Below are 19,485 nucleotides of genomic sequence, written 5' to 3' on the forward strand. Positions count from 1 at the left end.
CGGGGATTCGACCGGCTGCCGGCGTCAGGCGGCTCCGTCGAACATGCTGGTGACGGAGCCGTCCTCGAACACTTCGTGGATCGCACGTGCGAGCAGGGGTGCGATAGGCAGAATCGTAAGGCTTGGGAATCGCTTCTCGGCGGGGAGCGGGACCGTGTCGGTCACGACGACCTCGTCGATCGCCGGGCTCTGAAGGCGCTCGGCCGCGGGGTCGCTGAAGATCGCGTGCGTCGCCGCGACGATGACCTTGACCGCGCCGTTCGCCTTGAGCGCCTCGGCGGCCTTGACGATCGTGCCGCCGGTGTCGATCATGTCGTCGACGAGGAGGCAGACGCGCCCGTCGACGGCGCCGACGATCTCGTTGACCGTGACCTGGTTGGCGACGTTCGGGTCGCGGCGCTTGTGGATGATCGCGAGCGGCGCACCGAGGCTGTCGGACCACTGGTCGGCGACGCGCACCCGGCCGGTGTCGGGCGAGACGACGGTGAGACGCTCGCGGTCCTCGGCGCTCAGCGTGTTCTCGAAGTACTCGAGCAGCACGGGCTTGGCGAACAGGTGGTCGACGGGACCGTCGAAGAAGCCCTGGATCTGCGCGGCGTGCAGGTCGACGCTCATCACGCGGTCGGCGCCCGCGGTCTTGAAGAGGTCGGCGACCAGGCGGGCGCTGATCGGCTCGCGGCCGCGGCCCTTCTTGTCCTGCCGGGAGTACGGGAAGTAGGGAGCCACGACCGTGATCCGCTTGGCCGACGCGCGCTTGGCGGCATCGAGCATGATGAGGGTCTCCATCATCCACTCGTTGACCGGCGGGCCGAAGCTCTGGATGAGGAACAGGTCGCAGCCGCGGATCGAGACCTCGAAGCGGGTCAGGATCTCGCCCGACGCGAACGTGCGGTACTCGGTCGGCACCAGCTCCGTGCTCAGCTGCGCAGCGACCTCGGCCGCGAGCTCGGGGTGAGAGCTGCCCCGTGCGATGACGAGGCGCTTCTTCGTCTTGGCGACGAGTCCCGGGGCGATGTCGTTCGCCCGGTCGAGCTCAACGGTCTTCTTCTTGCGCGCCATCGTCCGCCTTCTGTGCGCTGCGGGCCTTGGCGGCGACATCCGCCGCTCCGGTACCCGGTCTGTTCTTCTCGACCCACCCCTCGACGTTGCGCTGAGGGGCGACGCTGAGAGCGAGGGCACCGGCGGGCACATCCTTGCGGATGACCGCCCCGGCCCCGGTCTTCGCGCCGTCTCCGATCCTAACGGGCGCCACGAAGACGTTGTGCGAGCCCGAGTGGACCTCGTCGCCGATCTCGGTGCGGTGCTTGTGCAGGTCGTCGTAGTTCGCGGTGATCGCGCCGGCGCCGAGATTGACGTGCTTGCCGATGGTCGTGTCGCCGATGTACGACAGGTGCGGCACCTTGCTGGCCTCGCCGATCGTCGAGTTCTTGGTCTCGACGAAGGTGCCGATCTTGCCCTTGTCGCCGAGGTACGTGCCCGGACGCAGGTACGCGAAAGGGCCCACGGTGGCCTTCGCGCCGATGACGGCGAGCGTCGCGTCGGTGCGGGTGACGGTGGCGTCCTCACCCACCTCGCAGTCGACGAGGCTCGTGTCGGGGCCGACGATCGCACCCGACGCGATCGTCGTGGTGCGCAGGATGTGCGTGTTCGGCAGCACCGTGACATCGGGCGCCAGCTTCGCGTCGACGTCGATCCACGTCGTCGCCGGGTCGATGACCGTGACACCCTCGAGCTGCCAGCGCCGCACCGTGCGCGCGTTCAGCACGCGAGCGGCCTCTGCCAGCTGCACGCGGTCGTTGACGCCGAGGGCGGCCGCGGCATCCGGAGCCGTCTGCGCCGCCACGAGGAGACCGTCGCCGCGCAGCAGCGCGACGACATCCGTGAGGTACTTCTCGCCCTGCGCGTTCGCGGTGCCGACGAGCGCCAGCTCGGTGCGCAGCGCCTGGATCTGGAAGACGTACACCCCCGCGTTGATCTCGGTGACGGATGCCTCGTCCGCGGTGGCGTCCTTCTGCTCGACGATGCGCGACACGGCGCCGTCGGCGTCGCGGATCACGCGGCCATAGCCGGTGGCGTCGTCGAGCGCCGCGCTGAGCACTGTCGCGGCCACGGCGCGGTCGCGGTGGGTGCGCACGAGCGCCGCAAGGGTGTCGGCCTCGAGGAGCGGCACGTCGCCGCTCAGCACCAGCACGTCGCCCGCGAAGTCGCCGAGGGCGTCGAGCGCCACCTCGACCGCCCGGCCGGTGCCGGGGGTCTCGTCCTGGTCGACGACGACCACGCCCGGCACGGCCTCCACCACGGCGGCGGCGACGAGGTCGCGCTCGTGGCGCACGACCACGACGACGCGCTCGGGCTCGAGGGCGATCGCGGTGTCGAGCACGTGCCCGACGAGCGGACGCCCTCCGATGCGGTGCAGCACCTTGGGCACCGAGGACTTCATGCGGGTTCCCTGGCCGGCGGCCAGGACGATGACGGCGAGTGCGCTGTCGCGGGTCGTGTCGGTCATGCTCCGCCGCCAGGACTCGAACCTAGACCTCACAGCTCCAAAGGCTGTCGTGCTGCCATTACACCACGGCGGACCGCGGCGCTCCCGGGTGCCGGACGCCGCCCGTCAAGTCTGCCAGATGCCCCGCGCGCGCCCGTCCGCGCGCTGGTCTCCGGCGCTCACTTCACGTGCTCTCACCGAGAACACGCGCTGTGCGCGTTCGCATCGGGTCGCCTCGGCGAGATCACGCGATGTGAACGCGCGGAGTCGGGCGCGCAGCATCCGTGTCGGGATAATGGGGGCATGACGGCGCAGAGCGACGAGGTGGACCGCATCGTCGAGGCGTGGACCACGCAGCGCCCCGACCTCGACTTCTCGCCCCTCGGCGTGCTGTCGCGCGTCGACCGGCTGTCGCGGCACCTCGACCGCGCGCGCCGCGACGCGTTCAAGCGCAGCGAGCTCGAGCCGTGGGAGTGGGACGTGCTGTCGGCGCTGCGGCGCGCGGGCGAGCCGTTCCAGCTCAGCCCGAAGCAGCTGCTGCAGCAGACTCTCGTCTCGAGCGGCACCATGACGAACCGCATCGACCGCCTCGTCGGGCGGCGGCTGGTCCGCCGGGAATCCGATCCGGACGACGGCCGCAGCATCCTGGTCACCCTCACCGACGAGGGCAAGATCCGGGTGGATGCCGCGATCACGCGTCTCGTCGATGCCGAGGCGCTCCTGCTCGAGGGGCTGTCGCGCGGCGACCGCGACCGGCTCGCCGCCCTGCTGCGCAAGCTCAGCCTCGGCTTCGACGCCGCCGATTGACGCTCCGCGCGCGGAGAGCGTCAGCCGATCTGCTCGGTGAGCTCGAACCAGCGCTCCTCGACGCCGTCGCGCTCCTTCTCGAGCTCGCCGATGCGCGCCATCTCGGCGCCGAGGCCGACGTAGTCCGACTGGTCGTGGTCGGCGAGCGCCGTCTTCGCGGCGCCGATCTGCGTCTCGAGCTTCTCGAGGCGGCGCTCGAGCGACGCGACCTCCTTCTGTGCGGCGCGCAGCTCCGGCCCCGAGAGGGACGGCGTGGTGGAGGGGACGGATGCTGCGGCCGCAGCATCCGTCGCCTTCGACGTCGTCGTGGGCCCCGCCGACTTCTCGCGCTCGCGCAGGCGCAGGTACTCGTCGACGCCGCCGGGGAGGTGCCGGAGGTGGCCGCCGAGGATCGCGTACTGCTGGTCGGTGACGCGCTCGATGAAGTACCGGTCGTGCGAGACGACGAGGAGGGTGCCCGGCCAGGAGTCGAGGAGGTCCTCGATGGCGGCGAGCATGTCGGTGTCGAGGTCGTTCGTGGGCTCGTCGAGGATGAGCACGTTGGGCTGCTCGAGGAGGATCAGCAGCAGCTGGAGACGGCGCTTCTGACCACCCGAGAGGTCCTTGACGGGGGTCGACAGCTGGGCGCTCTGGAAGCCCATGCTCTCGAGCAGCTGGCCCGGCGTGAGCTCCTGCGCCTTCGAGCCGCTGCCGAACGTGTACGTCGTGCGCAGGCGCGAGATGACGACGCGCACCGGGTCGTCGAGATGCTCCTCGAGCTCGTCGAGGCGCTGCGTGAGCGTGGCGACCTTCACGGTCTTGCCGCGCTTCACGCGGCCCGCCGTCGGCTCGACGTCGCCCGCGACCAGGCCGAGCAGCGTCGATTTGCCGGCGCCGTTGACGCCGAGGATGCCGGTGCGCTCGCCCGGCGCGATGCGCCACTCCACCGGGTGCAGCACTTCGCGGCCGTTGTAAGCGACCGCAGCGTCGAGGAGGTCCACGACGTCCTTGCCGAGACGCGAGACGGCGAGGGAGCGCAGCTCGGTGGCATCGCGGATCTCGGGCACGTCGGCGATGAGCACGTTGGCGGCGTCGATGCGGAACTTCGGCTTCGACGTGCGCGCGGGCGCACCGCGGCGCAGCCATGCGAGCTCCTTTCGGGCGAGGTTCTGACGGCGCTGCTCGATGACGGCCGCCTGCCGGTCGCGTTCGACGCGCTGCAGGATGTAGGCCGCGTAGCCGCCTTCGAACGGCTCGACGATGCGGTCGTGCACCTCCCACGTGGTGTTGCACACCTCGTCGAGGAACCAGCGGTCGTGCGTCACGACCAGGAGTCCGCCCTGGTTCGCCGGCCACCGGCGCTTGATGTGCTCGGCGAGCCACGCGATCGCCTCGACGTCGAGGTGGTTCGTGGGCTCGTCGAGGAACAGCACGTCGTGGTCGCCCACCAGCAGCGCAGCGAGCGACACACGGCGGCGCTGGCCGCCTGACAGGCCAGCGACGGGTCCGTCCCATGCGAGGTCGCCGAGAAGGCCGGCGATCACGTCGCGGGTGCGGGCGTCGCCGGCCCACTCGTGATCGGGGCGGTCGCCGACCACGGCCTCGCGGATCGTGAGCGTATCGTCGAGCGTGTCGGCCTGGTCGAGCACACCGACGCGGACGCCGCCACGCACTGTGACGCGACCGCCGTCTGGCTCGAGGCGGCCGGCGAGCATCGCCAGCAGGCTCGACTTGCCATCGCCGTTGCGGCCGACGACGCCGATGCGGTCGCCCTCGTCGATGCCCAGCGACACGCGGTCGAAGACGACCTTGGTCGGGAACTCCAGGTGCAGGGCCTCGGCCCCCAGAAGATGTGCCATGTCCCCTCAAGGCTAGGCGAGCCGGCGTGCCCGCGCCGACGTGCCCGGGCTCAGTACCAGATGCTCAGGCGGGGCGCCGTGTGCCACGACAGCACACTCGAGGCAGTGGCGAGCGCATCGGATGCTGCCTCCCCGCCTCCTGCGACGGTCACGCGTCCCGCGGCGGCCAGCGCCGCGAGCGAGACACCGCCGAGGTACGTGGCCGACAGCTCCGCCACGCCGAGCGCGACCGTCACGGCATCGACCGTCTCGCCGTCGAGGCGGCGCACACGCCCGGCACCGGACTCGTCGACCTCGAGGAGGTAGCGGCCGGACGCGATGCCCAGCGGGTCGGACACGTCGAGCACGAGCGTGCCCGAGCCGCCGTAGCGGCGCGTCTCGAGCGCGGCGACGACGTCGAGGATCCGCACGTACTGGTGATCGCGCACGCTGATCTTGGCCGCGCGCTGGTCGGCGATCATCCACAGCAGCGGCTCGTCGACCGACAGCTCGCCCACGTGCACCTCGGCGACGAGGTCGAGCTCGAGCAGGAATCGCCACAGCGCCGCGTACGCGTCATCCGTCTCGGTCAGCAGGTAGTGGACGTCGACGGTCGCCTTGGTGAAGTCGTCGTGGTTCTCGCGCACCGCGTACACCGCTGCGCCGCGCACCTCGCCGTCCGCGTCGGTGTACTGCACCGCCCGCTTCTCGGCGGTCTTCTCGGCCGCCGGATTGGTCCCGGCGTACCCGTCCCAGTGACTGCCCGGGACGTCGATCTCGCCGGCATGGCGGTGCCGCACCCGCTCGTGCAGGGCCGGCATGAGCTCGCGCACGCGCTCACGGCCGATGAAGTCGATGCGCCCGGCGGGCTGTGGGCCGATCCATCCGGCGCGCTTCGTCTCGATCCGCCACGACGCGCCGGCTGCAGCGGGCGCGAACCCGTAGCGCCCGTAGAGCGGCGATTCGCTCACGGTGAGCATCGCCATCGGGATGCCGGCCGCATGGGCCGCGCGCAACTCTCCCTCGAGCATCGCCCGCGCGACGCCCTTGCGGCGATGCGTCGGTGCGACGGTGACCGCCGAGATGGCGCACGACGGGATCATCGCCTCGCCGGGCACCGTGAGCTCGCCGAGCCACGACGCGATGGTGGCCACCGGCGCGTCCATCGGCGCCTGCGGGTCGAAGACGCCGGTGAGCCGCCGGTAGCCGCTGCGCTCGCGCGACGCCGCGATCTGCTCCGCGGTGCGCTCGCCGTCCTGGAATCCGCGCGCGACGGACTGCAGCCAGCCGACGTACTCGTCGCTGTCGACGGCGAGGCGCCGGTACTCCAGTCCGTTCGCGGCCAGACGCGTCGCGGATTCGCCGTCGACGGGTCCGGCGCGGAAAGCGGCGCGCTCGGTCTCGCCGACGCGGCCGTGGGTCGTTTCGCGCGTGCTCATTGATCTTCCTCTCCGCGCCCCCGAGGGGCTCAGGTGATGTGCGGCCGGCCGATGAGCCGCGTCAGGTGACCACGCGCGCGCCGGCGACCGGTCCGTGCACGTGGAGCGCCTCGTACCCGGCTGCCGACAGCGTGATCTGCAGTTCGAGCGCCGACTCGGGGTCGACGGTCAGGAACGCCAGCGTAGGCCCTGACCCCGACACCATCCCCGCCAGCGCGCCGGACTCCTCGCCGAGCTCGAGCACATCACGCAGCTCGGGGCGCAGTGAGAGCGCCGCGATCTGCAGGTCGTTGCGCGTGTGCTCGGCGAGCGCGATCGGGTCGGCGGCCCGCAGCGCGTGGAGCACGCCGGGCGCGACCGCGGGCACGCGGGCGCCCGAGACGATGTCGGGCCGGGCGCGCAGCTCGTCGAGGTGCGTGTACACCTCGGGGGTCGACAGGCCCGCATCCGAGGGCACCACGACCCAGTCGAAGCGACCCTTCGCGAGCGCCGGGCTCAGCTGGTCGCCCCGCCCGGTGCCGACCGCCGTCCCGCCCATCAGCGCGAAGGGCACGTCGGCGCCGAGCCGGGATGCGAGCTTGTGCAGCTCGGCCGTGCCGAGCTCTGCCCCCCACAGCGCGTCGCAGGCCACCAGGGCGGCCGCAGCATCCGCCGATCCACCGCCCATGCCGCCCGCGACCGGCACGTGCTTGACGATGTCGAGGTGCACGCCGCCCGTGTGGCCGATGCGCTGCGCGACGAGCCGGGCCGCGCGCACCGCGAGATTGCGGTCGTCGGCCGGAACTCCGGACACATCGACGGTCCCCGAGACGGCGACCGTGAACTCATCGGAGGGCGTGGCCCACACGTCCTCGTACAGCGACACCGCCTGGTACGCCGACGCGACGTCGTGGTAGCCGTCGTCGTGCACGCCGCCGACCTCGAAGAAGAGGTTGAGCTTGCCCGGCGCCCGCACCCGGACGCCCTCGGCGGCGAGGGCCTGACTCACCGGTTCGCCGATTCCGCCCAGAGGTCCACGTCGATGCCGTCCGACAGGGCGTCGATCCGCTCCTCCTCCTCCACGGTGAATGCCGGGCCCTCGAGCGCCTTGAGGTTCTCATCGAGCTGCGCCGGACGCGACGCGCCGATGAGCGCGGAGGCCACCACGGGGCCTCGCAGCACCCACTGGATCGACATCTGCGCGAGGGTCTGCCCGCGCTCCTTCGCGATGACGTCGAGCGACCGCAGCGTCGACAGGCCCTTCTCGCTCAGCGAGCCGTTCGGCAGCGACCCGCGCTGCTGCGCACGCTCTGCCGAGCCGTCGCCCAGGTACTTGTCGGTGAGCAGCCCCTGCGCCAGCGGCGTGAACGCGATCGCGCCCATCCCCTCCTGCTTGAGCACTCCGGTCAGGCCGTCTTCGACCCAGCGGTTCAGGATCGAGTACGCCGGCTGGTGGATCACGAGCGGCGTGCCGAGCGAGCGGGCGACGGATGCTGCCACCGCCGTGCGCTCGGCGCTGTAGGACGAGATGCCGACGTAGAGGGCCTTGCCCTGGCGCACCAGGGTGTCGAGCGCGCCCACGGTCTCCTCGATCGGGACGTCGGGGTCGACGCGGTGCGAGTAGAAGATGTCGACGTAGTCGACGTTCATGCGCTTCAGCGACTGCTCGGCGCTCGAGATCAGGTACTTGCGTGAGCCACCGTTGCCGTAAGGGCCGTGCCACATGTCGTAGCCCGCCTTCGACGAGACGATGAGCTCGTCGCGGTACGGCGCGAAGTCCTCGCGCATCATGCGGCCGAAGTTCGTCTCGGCGGTGCCGTACGGCGGTCCGTAGTTGTTCGCCAGGTCGAAGTGGGTGATGCCGCGGTCGAACGCGTGGCGCAACAGCGCCCGCTGGTTGTCGAACGGGATGTTGTCGCCGAAGTTCCACCAGAGTCCGAGCGACACGGGCGGAAGCGTCAGCCCGGACGTGCCGACGCGGCGGTACTCGGCGAGGTCGTAGCGGTCGGCGGCGGCGGTGTAGGGGCGGTGGAGGTCTCCTCCACGGGAGAGGTAGCGCGCGTCTTCGGTCACCGGTCCAGGCTAGCGAGGTCGGCCCACGCGCGCAGGAGGCGTCGCACGGCACATCGGCGCACCCCGTGTCAAGGGTCTACGTCCGAAACGTCGTCGTAACGGACGCTCCCTATCGTGGCGACACCGGGGAACGCTCACATCCGAGCGCCACCCGACGGACGAAAGGAGGACCGCATGACCCTGCTGTCCGCACTGCCGCGCGCGACCGACCCGTGGAGCGTGCTGATCGAGCGAGGCGACGTGGTCGTCGACCGCGGCATCCTTCACCTCGTCCACGACGACGTCGCCCCGCACGAAGCCCGCGAGGCCGACCTGCTTCTCGTCGCGGACGCCCTGTCCGAGGCCGGAGTCGGGACCCTCCTGGTGCGCCACGACCGCGCTGTGCCCGCGCTCGTCGTCGACGTCCGCGATCGCGAGGCGGCGCAGGCCGCCCTGGCCGCCGTCTGCACGCGCGAGCCGCTGTATCTGAAGGCCAAGGGCCGCGCACCGATCCTCGCGTGCGACGCGCCTCACGTCGCCGACGCTCCCTCGGCCGTGCGCGTCTACCGTCCGCGCGTCACCCGCTCGGGCGCCCTCCGCTACGGTGCGGCGCTCGGTGTGCACGTGGAGTTCTGGAGCTTCGGCGCCGAGACGGTCGAGGCACCGCGCGACAACGCGGTCCTGCGCCGTCTGACGCCAGCGGAGGATGTCGCCTACACGACCGTCGAGCGCCACGGACGCATCTGGCGCACCATCGCGGGCATGTTCGACCCCCAGCCCCTCGAGGTCACCGACGACATCGACATCGTCTTCTCATGGGTCGACGGGTCGTCGAGCGACTTCCAGCGCCAGCGCGCCGCGCAGCTCGCCGAGTATGTCGTCGGCGACGGCGACGACGGACCGGCGCGCTACCGCCACGTCGACGAGCTGCGCTATGCCCTGCGCAGCGTCCACATGTACGCGCCGTGGGTGCGTCGCATCTTCATCGCCACCGACTCCCCCGCGCCCGCGTGGCTGCTCGATCACCCGAAGGTGACGATCGTGCGCAGCGAGGAGTTCTTCGCCGATCCTTCGGTGCTGCCGACGCACAACTCGCACGCGATCGAGGCGCAGCTGCACCGGATCCCCGGCATCGCCGAGCACTTCCTCTACTCGAACGACGACATGTTCTTCGGGCGGCCGCTGGAACCCGAGATGTTCTTCACGCCGGCGGGTGTCTCGAAGTTCGTCGAGTGCGAGGTGCGCATCGGCGCCGGCGACCCCGCCCTGCATCGCAGCGGCCACGACAACGGGCTGCGCGTCAACCGCGCCCTCTTGAAGCAAAGGTTCGGCCGCACGATCGTCCGCGACCTCGAGCACTGCGCGGCGCCGCTGCGCCGCAGCGTCATGGCCGAGCTCGAGGAGGCCTTCGCCGACGACTTCGCCCGGACCGCGGCATCCCGTTTCCGCTCCGCGACCGACATCTCGGTGACGAACAGCCTCTACCACTACTACGCGGTGATGACCGGCCGCGCCGTCGCCACCCGGGCCCCGCGCGTCGGCTACGCGCAGACGACGCTCGCGGCGGGTCTCAAGCGCATGGAGCGGTTCGCCGAGCGCGGGAACCTCGACATGTTCTGCCTCAACGACGGCGGAGACTCCGAGGTGCCGGAGGAGCTCCGGGTGCGTGCGATCCGCAGCGCTCTGGAGCGCATGTTCCCGGTCCGGGCGCCGTGGGAGCGCGACGAGCTCAGCGCAGCACGGCGATCGGCTCGGTCGGCGCATCCTTCCGCACGCCGCTGAGGGGCGCGACGCCGGCCGACAGGAGCCGGCGCTGCGCCTCTTCGGCGTCGATGTGCTCGAGTGTGCGGGGCGCGTCGACGGGAACGACCGAGTGCACGACGGTGTCGTCGTACACGTGCACAAGATTGAACGCCTGCGCCCCGTCCTGTGGACGCGTGCCGCCGACGGGCACGGTGAGGTCCTGGGCGTAGCAGGTCGACGAGGCGACCGACACGGGGATCCCGGCGAACGTCGCGAACGTCGAGTAGTGCAGGTGGCCGGCGATGATCGCCCGCACGTCGGAGCCGCGCAGGACCGTGGCCAGCCGACGCTGGTCGCGCAGCTCGACGCTCGCCGCGAGCGGCAGCACGCTCGGCACGGGCGGGTGGTGCATCGCGAGGATCGTGCCGAGGGGTGCCGGCGTCGCGAGCTCGGCGGCGAGCCACGAGAGCTGCTCGTCGCGCACCTCTCCGTGGTGGTGGCCGGGCACACTCGTGTCGAGCGTGATCACGCGGAGTCCGTCGAGCTCGTCGACCCGGTCGACGGGACGAGCGTCGGAGACCTCGTCGTACAGGCCCGCGCGGAACGCGCCGCGCTCGTCGTGGTTGCCCATCACCCACAGCACGCGCGTGCCGATGCGCTCGGCGAACGGCTCGACGAGCGCGCGCAGCGCGGCGTACGCGCCGGGCTCGCCGAGGTCGGCGAGGTCGCCGGTGACGACGATCGCGTCGGGACGGATGCCGCTCGACTCGATCACGCCGATGGTCGCAGCGAGGTGGGCGGCACCGTCGACGGAATCGAACAGGTGCGGCGTCGCCGGCGCGCGCAGGTGCGTGTCGCTCAGGTGCAGCAGGATGCGTTCAGGGGCCGGGTACTCGGCGGTGCGCATGTCGGGTCACTCCGGTCCGCCGCGAGGCGAGGTGCCGTGTAACCGGGACGGCGGACGCTCGAATGTTACCGGCATGTTTCGTGCATCAGCCGACGACGCGGTGAAGATCCGCTGAATTTCAGCTTTCGTGCACGCGTCCCGCGGCCTCCGCGATGCGCACGTAGTCGTCGATCGACAGGTCCTCGCCGCGCGCGGTGGGTGCGACCCCCGCGCTCTCCAGGATCACGGATGCTGCGGCCGCCGTGCCGCCCAGCACCCCGGCTGTCGCCTGCCGGAGCATCTTGCGCCGCTGCTGGAACGCGGCATCCACGATCGAGAACGTCCGCTTGCGCAGCTCTTCGTCGCCCCGCGGATCGGCGGCGCGATGGAAGCCGACGAGGACGCTGTCGACGTTCGGGACCGGCCAGAAGACCTGGCGCGACACGGTGCCGGCGAGGCGCCAAGGCCCGTACCACGCGGCCTTGACGCTCGGCGCGCCGTACACCTTGGACCTGGGCGGGGCGGCGAGCCGCTCCCCCACCTCGGCCTGGACCATCACGACGCCGCGGTCGAGCGCCGGGAAGTGCTCGAGGAAGTGCAGCAGCACCGGCACGCTGACGTTGTAGGGCAGGTTCGCGACCAGCACCGTCGGGTCGCCGGGCAGCTCGGTGACACGCAGCGCGTCGGCGTCGACCACCGTGAGCGCGCCGTCCGGAACGCCGTGGGCGGCCGCGGTGGCGGGCAGGCGCTCCGCCAGGCGGTGGTCGATCTCAACGGCGGTGACCGATGCCCCGGCCTCGAGGATCGCGAGGGTCAGCGACCCGAGACCCGGCCCCACCTCGACGACGCGATCGCCCGGCTCCACCTCGGCGATGTGCACGATCTTGCGGACGGTGTTGGCGTCGACAACGAAGTTCTGCCCGAGCTTCTTGGTCGGCGTCACGTCGAGTTCGGCGGCCAGCGCGCGGATCTCGGCCGCACCGAGGAGTGTCACGGGCATGCGTTCACTGTACCGACGGTGACGGCGCCTGCCGGCCCGTGGCACGGGTGCACAGCGTCGGAGGCTCTGTGCGGCATGCCGGTGTGGGGATGCTGCAGACCGGCGTGTCGGCCGAAAACCTCCGATCTTGTGCACCGCGCGCCCCCTGCCGCGGCGGCGGCCCGAACGCTAGCGTGACCAGCATGAACTCGACCGGATCGATCCCCGCAGACGCGTTCTCCCTCCGCAGTCCCTACGGGCGACGAGCGATCGGCCTGTCGGTCGCGGCGGCGGTCGGCGGGTTCCTCTTCGGCTTCGACTCCTCGGTCATCAACGGCGCCGTCGACTCGATCTCGAAGGACTTCGCGCTCAACGACGTCATCACGGGATTCGTCGTCGCGATCGCCCTCCTCGGCTGCGCGGTCGGCGCGATCATCGCCGGCAACCTGTCGGACCGGTGGGGGCGCCTGCGGGTGATGTTCCTCGGCGCCATCATGTTCTTCGTCAGCTCGATCGGCGCCGGCCTCGCCTTCTCCGCGTGGGACCTCGCCCTCTGGCGCGTGGTCGGCGGCCTGGGCATCGGCATCGCCTCCGTCGTCGCGCCGGCCTACATCGCCGAGATCGCGCCGCGCCAGATCCGCGGCGGACTCGCGTCGCTGCAGCAGCTCGCGATCACGATCGGCATCTTCGCGGCGCTCCTCTCGGACGCGCTGCTGGCGAACGCCGCGGGCAGCGCCGACAGCGTGCTGTGGTTCGGGCTCGAGGCGTGGCGGTGGATGTTCCTGGTGGGTGTGATCCCGTCGGCGGTCTACGGCATCCTGGCGTTCACAGTGCCCGAGTCGCCGCGCTACCTGCTGTCCAAGGGCCGCGTCGACGAGGCCCGTGCGATCTTCGCGCGCCTGATGCCGCCCGCCGACCTCGACCAGACGATCCGCGAACTGCAGACCGCGATCGAGACCGACCGCAAGAACTCCGGCGTCTCGATCCGCGGACCGGTGCTCGGGCTTCAGCGCATCGTGTGGGTCGGCATCATCCTGTCGGTGTTCCAGCAGTTCGTCGGCATCAACGTGATCTTCTATTACTCGACGAGCCTCTGGCAGTCCGTCGGGTTCGACGAGAGCGACTCCTTCACGATCAGCGTCGTGACCTCGATCACCAACGTGCTCGTCACGCTGATCGCGATCTTCCTGGTGGACCGCGTCGGCCGCAAGCCCATCCTCCTCACCGGATCCGTCATGATGACGCTGTCGCTGGGGCTCATGGCCATCTCGTTCCTGTTCTCCACGACGGATGCCGAAGGAGCCGTCGTGCTGCCGGCACCGTGGGGTCCGGTCGCGCTCGTCGCGGCGAACGTGTTCGTCGTCGGGTTCGGCGCGTCGTGGGGACCGCTGGTGTGGGTGCTCCTGGGCGAGATCTTCCCGAGCCGCATCCGCGGCAAGGCGCTCGGCGTCGCCGCGGGTGCGCAGTGGGTCGCGAACTTCCTCATCACGATCTCCTTCCCGGCGATGTCGTCGTGGTCGCTCCCCCTCACGTACGGCATGTACGCCCTGTTCGCGGCCCTGTCGTTCGTCTACGTCGCGTGGCGCGTGCCCGAGACCAAGGGCATGGACATCGAGCAGACCGAGACGCTGTTCATCCATCCGAAGGACGCGCCCGCCGCGCGGTGACACGACAGCGCACGGACGAGACACCGCAACGCCGGGGTCTCGTCCCTCAGGTGTCGCCTCACCGCCGTCGCTCGTAGGATGGCGGGATGCCTTCGCTCGGGGAACTGATCGCACCACGTCGCCTCGGGACCGACTTCCGGTGGCTGCTCGCGTCGTCGTGGACGAGCAATCTCGGCGACGGCATCGCACTCGCCGCCGCGCCGCTGCTGATCGCCTCACTCACGTCGTCGCCCGTGCTCGTCGCGGCCGGCGCCATGATGCAGTTCCTGCCGTGGCTCCTCTTCGGCCTCCTCGCGGGCGCCGTCGCCGACCACCACGACCGGCGCCGCCTGGTGATGCTCGCCAACGGCCTGCGGGCGGTGATCGTGGCGGTGCTCGTCGCGTTCCTCGTCACCGGGCAGGCCACCGTGTGGCTGGTGCTGGCCGTGGCGTTCCTCTACGGCACGGCGGAGGTCTTCGCCGATTCGGCCGGCAGCACGCTGCTGCCGATGCTGGTGAAGCCGGCCGATCTCGGCATCGGCAACGCCCGCATGCAGGCGGGCTACCTCGTCGCCAACCAGCTCGCCGGGCCGCCGCTCGGCGCCTTCCTCTTCGCGGTGGGCTCCTTCTGGCCGTTCGTGCTGCAGGTGCTGTGCGTGGCGCTGGCGGTGCTGCTCATCTCCCGGATCGCGCGCACGCCGGTGCCCGAACACCCGGACTCCGGCCGCGGCACGAAGGCCCACGCCATCCGCGAAGGACTTCAGTGGCTGCGTCACAACGCGCCGGTGCGCACGCTCGTCATCATCATCCTGGTCTTCAACGTCACGTGGGCGGCCCCCTGGGGTGTGCTCGTGCTCTACGCCACCGAGCACCTGGGCATGGGACCCGTCGGCTACGGCGCCCTCACGACCGCGGCCGCGCTCGGCGGGATCATCGCGATCTTCAGCTTCGGCTGGCTCGAGAAGCACGTGTCGTTCTCGACCCTCATGCGGGTATGCCTGTCGCTCGAGGTCCTCATGCACCTCGCGTTCGCGCTCACCACCTCACCCGCGGTGGCTTTCGTCATCATGTTCGGCTTCGGCCTCTACGCGTTCGTGTGGGGCACGATCTCGACGACCGTGCGCCAGCGCCTCGTCCCCATGGAGCTGCAGGGGCGGATCGCCTCGGTGAACATGGTCGGCGTCTTCGGCGGCCTCGTGATCGGGCAGTTCATCGGCGGCATCCTCGCCCAGCTCTTCGGCCTGACCGCACCCTGGTGGTTCGCCTTCGCCGGGTCGCTCATCACGCTGCTGCTGGTGTGGCGCTCGATCTCGCACATCGCGGCCGCGAAGCCGGTGCTCGACGCGGATGAGGCCGAGGACGTCGCCGGCGAGGACGAGCCCGGTGCCGGCGGGCTGCCGCTGATCGACTGACACCGCTGTGGCTCCGCCGAGCCAGGGGATTCCCGTCGAGACGCGGGACGTCACCCTGGGTTTCGGCGCGAATCCCCTGCGTCGACGAGCGCCGCGAGCCTCGAGCCGAGCTGCTCCAGCCGGGGAGTCCACGGACCCGCCATCTCGCCGGCCGCACCGCGGCGCATCGCCTCCGCGAAGGGGACCCAGGCGCTGTCGCACACCTCGTCGGGATCGAGTGCGAGGATCGGGTCGCCGGCCACCCGCGTGACGTAGACATCGAACAGCGCGGTCCGCTCGGCGAGGCGGCCGACGATCCGCAGGTCCGAGGTGAGGACGCGTACGCCGGTCTCCTCCTGCAGCTCGCGCACCGCCGCCTGCGCACTCGTCTCTCCGGTCAGGGCGCTGCCGGCCGGGAACTCCCACGTGAGGCCCCAGTCCTTGGCCTCCGCCCGCCGGGTGAGCAGCACGAGCCCGTCGCCGCGCACCACGCACACCGACGCCACGACGTGGAACAGCCCCTCGGGGAACGCCGGATCGCCACGGCGGTGGGTCCGGCCGATGCGTGCGCCTGCAGCATCCGTGAGGTCCCACAGCTCGTCGTCCACCGCAGACTCCCGTGCCGGCTCAGTCCTCGAACGCCCCGTAGACCTCGAGCGTGTTCGCCGCGATCTGAGCGCACAGCTCGTCGACATCGAGGCCCAGCTCCGCCGCCATGTACCGCACCGTCACGGGGATCAGGTACGGCGCGTTGGGGCGACCGCGGTGCGGCGTCGGCGTGAGGAACGGGGCATCCGTCTCGACCAGGATCCGCTCGCGCGGGATCACCGCGAGCGCGTCGCGGAGGTTCTGCGCGTTGTTGAAGGTGACGTTTCCGGCGAACGAGAGGTAATACCCGCGCTCGCCCGCGATGCGCGCCATGTCGGCGTCGCCCGAGAAGCAGTGGAACACCGTGCGCTCCGGGGCGCCGACGCGGTCGAGGGTCTCGAGCACCGCTTCGTGCGCGTCGCGGTCGTGGATCTGCATCGCGACGCCGTGCTTCTTCGCGAGCGCGATGTGCGCCTCGAAGCTCTCGAACTGGGCGGGCCTGCCGTCCTCGTCGGTGCGGAAGAAGTCGAGGCCCGTCTCGCCGATCGCGCGCACGCGCGGCTGCGCGGCGAGCTCGTCGATCACGGCGATGGCCTCGTCGAGCCGCCCCGCGGCCTGGTAAGCGGGTGCCTCGTTGGGGTGGATGGCGACCGCCGCAAGGACGCGGGGATGGGATGCTGCCGCCCACGCCGACCAGCGGCTCGAGTCGATGTCGCCCCCTGCCTGCACGACGCCGACCACGCCGACCTGCCCGGCTCGCGCGAGCTGCTCGTCGAGCGACAGGCCGACGCCGTCCTCGATCTCGAGGTGGGCGTGGTTGTCGTACACCGGCACCGCGAGCGGCTCGGGGGCCGCCGGATACGTGACGTCGCGCGACCCCTTGTCGCGGGTGCGCACGTACTGCGACGGGTCTGACCCCGCCGCGGGGTACGGGACCGGCGGTGTCGCCATCAGACCGACTGCTCGACGCGCGGGAACAGCGGCGCGAGGCCGTTCACCGAGGACCCCGGCTTCAGCACGCCCCATGCGCCTGCCTCGCGGATCGGCTGGTCCTGCAGGCGACCGATCGACTCGGCAGCGCCCAGCGCGATCCAGAGCTTCTCGGTCGAGACCGGCATCACCGGCGACAGCAGCACCGCAAGGGCGCGCAGGCCCTCGGCGGCCGTGTAGAGCACCGTGCCGAGGCGTCCGCGCTGGGCGTCGTCCTTGGCGAGCGCCCACGGCTCGTTCTCCGTGATGTACAGGTTCAGCGCGTCGACGATCGTCCAGATGGCGTGGATCGCCTCGTCGATGCGGAACCGCTCGATCGCGGCGTCGGCGTGGGAGGCAGCATCCGCCACCGTCTTCTGGATGTGCAGATCGGCCTCGGTGTAGGTGCCGGCCGGGGGCACGATCCCCTCGAAATAGCGCTCGATCATCGCGGTCGTGCGCGAGGCGAGGTTGCCGAATCCGTTCGCGAGCTCGGCCTGGTAGCGGGCCGAGAGGTCCTCCCAGGAGAACGAGCCGTCCTGACCGAACGCGATCGCCGACAGGAAGTAGAAGCGGTAGGCGTCCGAGCCGAAGACGTCCGTGATCTCGGTCGGTGCGATGCCGGTGAGCTTCGACTTCGACATCTTCTCGCCGCCGACGAGCAGCCAGCCGTGCGCGAAGACGCCGCGGGGCACCTCGAGCCCCGCGGCCATCAGCATCGCGGGCCAGATGACGGCGTGGAAGCGCAGGATGTCCTTGCCGACGATGTGGTACGCCGGCCAGCGGCGGGCGAACTCGGCGGGGTCCTCGCCGTAGCCGATCGCGGTGGCGTAGTTGAGCAGCGCGTCGACCCACACGTAGATCACGTGCGACTCGTCCCACGGGAGCGGGATGCCCCAGTCGAACGCGGAGCGCGAGATCGACAGGTCCTTGAGCCCGTTCTTCACGAACGACACGACCTCGTTGCGCGCCGACTCGGGGCGCACGAAGTCGGGGACGCTCGAGTAGAGCTCGAGGAGCTTGTCCTGGAACTCGCTCAGCTTGAAGAAGTAGTTCTTCTCCTGCAGCAGCTCCAGCGGCTTCGAGTGGATGGCGCAGACCTTGAGGCCCTCGAAGGCGCCGGTGCCGTCGACGATCTCGGACTCGGGCTTGAACTCCTCGCAGCCCACGCAGTACAGCGCCTCGTACTCGCCGGCGTAGATGTAGCCGCGGTCGTAGATGGCCTGCACGAACTGCTGCACGCGCTCCTCATGGCGCTGCTGCGTGGTGCGGATGAAGTCGTCGTTGGCGACGTCGAGCGTCTCGAGCAGCGGGAACCACGCCTCGGTGACGAGCTTGTCGACCCACTCCTGCGGCGTCACGCCGTTCGCCGACGCGGCGCGCATCATCTTCTGGCCGTGCTCGTCGGTGCCCGTCAGCATCCAGGTGTCGTCGCCCGCCTGGCGGTGCCAGCGCGCCAGGGTGTCGACCGCCACGGTGGTGTAGCCGTGGCCGATGTGGGGCACGTCGCTCGGATAGTAGATCGGCGTCGTGATGTAGAAGGACGAGGGGCCGGAAGTCACCCGACGAGTCTAGCCAGCACGGATGCCTCGCCCGCCGCTGTGACCGGACGCCGTCGTCCGGACCTTCCCAGGCACCCGAACGTAACACTCGGGCGTGTCGGGTCAGGCGCTCTCGCGGACCACCAGCGTCGTCGGGAGCGTGATCGGCGCGGGGTGTGCGCCGCCGATCGCCTCGAGGAGCGTCGACACCATCTCGTTGCTCAGGCGCTCCCAGGGCTGACGCATCGTGGTGAGTGCGGGCTCGTGCGTGGCGGCGAGACCGGAGTCGTCGAATCCGGCCACCGCGATGTCGTCGGGGACGCGCAGCCCTGCCTTGCGCAGGGTCGCGATCGCTCCGGCGGCCATCATGTCGCTGGCGGCGAAGACGGCGTCGATGTCGCGGGTGCGCTCGAGGAGGCGCGCCATCGCGACAGCGCCGGACTCCTGGCTGTAGTCCCCCTCCTCGACGAGGGCCGGGTCGAAGTCGTCGGCCATCTCCTCCTGGAAGCCGACGAGCCGGAACTTGCCGCCCGGTGTGTCGTGGGGTCCGGCGATCATCGCGATGCGCCGGTGCCCGCGCCCACGGAGGTAGCGGGTCATCTCGCGCGCCGAGCCGATCTCGTCGACCGAGACCGTCGGCACCTGGGCTTCATGACCGAGCGGGATGCCGCAGCAGACGGTGGGCACGCCGGCCTCGAGCAGTTCGTCGACCAGCGGATCGGATTCGTGGGACGAGATGAGCAGGACGCCGTCGACATGGCCTGCGCTCACGAAGTGGGCGACGTTGGCGCGCTCCGCCGGCGTGCCCGCGACGAGCAGCACCAGCGTCATCGACCGCTGCGCGAGGGCCTCCGCGGCACCGCGCAGGAGCAGCGCGAACGTCGGGTCCTGGAAGAGCAGGTGCTGCGGCTCGGTCAGCAGGAACGCCAGCGAGCCCGCACGCCCGGTGGCAAGGCTGCGCGCCGCGTGGTTCGCGGTGTAGCCGGTGCGCCGGATCGCCTCTTCGACGGCCACCCGGGCGTCGGGCGACACCCAGTGCCCGCCGTTGATGACGCGCGAGACGGTTCCCCGCGACACGCCCGCGACCGCCGCGACATCGCGGATCGTCGGCTTGCGCCGCACGGACGTCGTCTCCTCCACGACGAGCGACTCTACCCCCGTCG

Annotated in this window: 16 protein-coding genes and 1 tRNA gene; 4 read left to right on the forward strand and 13 right to left on the reverse strand. The window is 70.9% G+C overall.

Translation table 11 applies throughout. The features are described from left to right. Window positions 1-24: 24 nt before the first annotated feature. The 3 genes from ACVN90_RS12145 to ACVN90_RS12155 all read right to left on the reverse strand — a co-directional run bounded on the left by ACVN90_RS12145 (window position 25) and on the right by ACVN90_RS12155 (window position 2,579). Entirely contained in the window at window positions 25-1,059 is a 1,035-nt protein-coding gene (locus tag ACVN90_RS12145) for a ribose-phosphate diphosphokinase (RefSeq protein ID WP_475098499.1), read from the reverse strand. After that, window positions 1,034-2,506, reverse strand: a complete 1,473-nt coding sequence (glmU, locus tag ACVN90_RS12150; RefSeq protein ID WP_475098500.1) for a bifunctional UDP-N-acetylglucosamine diphosphorylase/glucosamine-1-phosphate N-acetyltransferase GlmU — start codon at window positions 2,504-2,506, stop codon at window positions 1,034-1,036. Before glmU ends, ACVN90_RS12145 begins: the two co-directional genes overlap by 26 nt. Before the next feature lies 1 nt (window position 2,507). Beyond that, window positions 2,508-2,579: transfer RNA gene (locus ACVN90_RS12155), tRNA-Gln, on the reverse strand. A 209-nt stretch (window positions 2,580-2,788) separates the two neighbouring features. Here ACVN90_RS12155 and ACVN90_RS12160 point away from each other — a divergent pair. Further along, window positions 2,789-3,292 (forward strand): MarR family winged helix-turn-helix transcriptional regulator, encoded by a 504-nt coding sequence (locus ACVN90_RS12160; protein WP_363433678.1) that lies wholly within the window; start codon window positions 2,789-2,791, stop codon window positions 3,290-3,292. Between the two features lie 20 nt (window positions 3,293-3,312). Here the strand turns inward: ACVN90_RS12160 and ACVN90_RS12165 are convergent, their stop codons facing one another. The 4 genes from ACVN90_RS12165 to ACVN90_RS12180 all read right to left on the reverse strand — a co-directional run bounded on the left by ACVN90_RS12165 (window position 3,313) and on the right by ACVN90_RS12180 (window position 8,600). Beyond that, window positions 3,313-5,130 (reverse strand): ABC-F family ATP-binding cassette domain-containing protein, encoded by a 1,818-nt coding sequence (locus ACVN90_RS12165; protein WP_475098501.1) that lies wholly within the window; start codon window positions 5,128-5,130, stop codon window positions 3,313-3,315. A 50-nt stretch (window positions 5,131-5,180) separates the two neighbouring features. Beyond that, window positions 5,181-6,548 (reverse strand): GNAT family N-acetyltransferase, encoded by a 1,368-nt coding sequence (locus tag ACVN90_RS12170; protein WP_475098502.1) that lies wholly within the window; start codon window positions 6,546-6,548, stop codon window positions 5,181-5,183. 61 nt (window positions 6,549-6,609) lie between these two features. Continuing rightward, a complete protein-coding gene (locus ACVN90_RS12175) occupies window positions 6,610-7,536 on the reverse strand; it encodes a 4-(cytidine 5'-diphospho)-2-C-methyl-D-erythritol kinase (protein WP_475098503.1) in 927 nt (308 codons plus the stop codon). Further along, on the reverse strand, window positions 7,533-8,600 hold the full coding sequence (locus tag ACVN90_RS12180) for an aldo/keto reductase (protein ID WP_475098504.1): 1,068 nt from the start codon (window positions 8,598-8,600) through the stop codon (window positions 7,533-7,535). The genes ACVN90_RS12175 and ACVN90_RS12180 overlap by 4 nt, the downstream gene beginning before the upstream one ends. Window positions 8,601-8,774: 174 nt before the next feature. Here ACVN90_RS12180 and ACVN90_RS12185 point away from each other — a divergent pair, with 174 nt between their 5' ends. Further along, window positions 8,775-10,361, forward strand: a complete 1,587-nt coding sequence (locus tag ACVN90_RS12185) for a stealth conserved region 3 domain-containing protein (protein ID WP_475098505.1) — start codon at window positions 8,775-8,777, stop codon at window positions 10,359-10,361. On the opposite strand, the gene ACVN90_RS12190 is transcribed toward ACVN90_RS12185, so the two are convergent. Beyond that, window positions 10,309-11,229: a phosphodiesterase gene (locus ACVN90_RS12190; RefSeq protein ID WP_475098506.1), complete on the reverse strand. Its 921-nt coding sequence runs from the start codon at window positions 11,227-11,229 to the stop codon at window positions 10,309-10,311. The genes ACVN90_RS12185 and ACVN90_RS12190 overlap by 53 nt on opposite strands. 118 nt (window positions 11,230-11,347) lie before the next feature. Next, window positions 11,348-12,208 (reverse strand): 16S rRNA (adenine(1518)-N(6)/adenine(1519)-N(6))-dimethyltransferase RsmA, encoded by an 861-nt coding sequence (gene rsmA, locus ACVN90_RS12195; RefSeq protein ID WP_475098507.1) that lies wholly within the window; start codon window positions 12,206-12,208, stop codon window positions 11,348-11,350. 182 nt (window positions 12,209-12,390) lie between these two features. Between rsmA and ACVN90_RS12200 the strand changes: the two genes are divergently transcribed. Together ACVN90_RS12200 and ACVN90_RS12205 are read left to right on the forward strand one after the other, a co-directional pair. Further along, the gene (locus ACVN90_RS12200) at window positions 12,391-13,854 is read left to right on the forward strand and encodes a sugar porter family MFS transporter (RefSeq protein ID WP_475098508.1); all 1,464 of its coding nucleotides are present in this window, start codon (window positions 12,391-12,393) and stop codon (window positions 13,852-13,854) included. An 86-nt stretch (window positions 13,855-13,940) separates the two neighbouring features. Next, a complete protein-coding gene (locus ACVN90_RS12205; RefSeq protein ID WP_475098509.1) occupies window positions 13,941-15,245 on the forward strand; it encodes an MFS transporter in 1,305 nt (434 codons plus the stop codon). A gap of 50 nt (window positions 15,246-15,295) precedes the next feature. On the opposite strand, the gene ACVN90_RS12210 is transcribed toward ACVN90_RS12205, so the two are convergent. The 4 genes from ACVN90_RS12210 to ACVN90_RS12225 all read right to left on the reverse strand — a co-directional run bounded on the left by ACVN90_RS12210 (window position 15,296) and on the right by ACVN90_RS12225 (window position 19,462). Continuing rightward, on the reverse strand, window positions 15,296-15,832 hold the full coding sequence (locus ACVN90_RS12210) for an NUDIX hydrolase (RefSeq protein ID WP_475098510.1): 537 nt from the start codon (window positions 15,830-15,832) through the stop codon (window positions 15,296-15,298). A 19-nt stretch (window positions 15,833-15,851) separates the two neighbouring features. Beyond that, a complete protein-coding gene (locus ACVN90_RS12215) occupies window positions 15,852-16,763 on the reverse strand; it encodes a TatD family hydrolase (protein ID WP_475098511.1) in 912 nt (303 codons plus the stop codon). Further along, the gene (gene metG, locus ACVN90_RS12220; protein ID WP_475098512.1) at window positions 16,763-18,343 is read right to left on the reverse strand and encodes a methionine--tRNA ligase; all 1,581 of its coding nucleotides are present in this window, start codon (window positions 18,341-18,343) and stop codon (window positions 16,763-16,765) included. The genes ACVN90_RS12215 and metG overlap by 1 nt, the downstream gene beginning before the upstream one ends. Before the next feature lie 102 nt (window positions 18,344-18,445). Next, on the reverse strand, window positions 18,446-19,462 hold the full coding sequence (locus tag ACVN90_RS12225) for a LacI family DNA-binding transcriptional regulator (protein ID WP_475098513.1): 1,017 nt from the start codon (window positions 19,460-19,462) through the stop codon (window positions 18,446-18,448). Window positions 19,463-19,485 lie beyond the last annotated feature (23 nt).

It is taken from the genome of Microbacterium sp. F01, assembly GCF_056156365.1.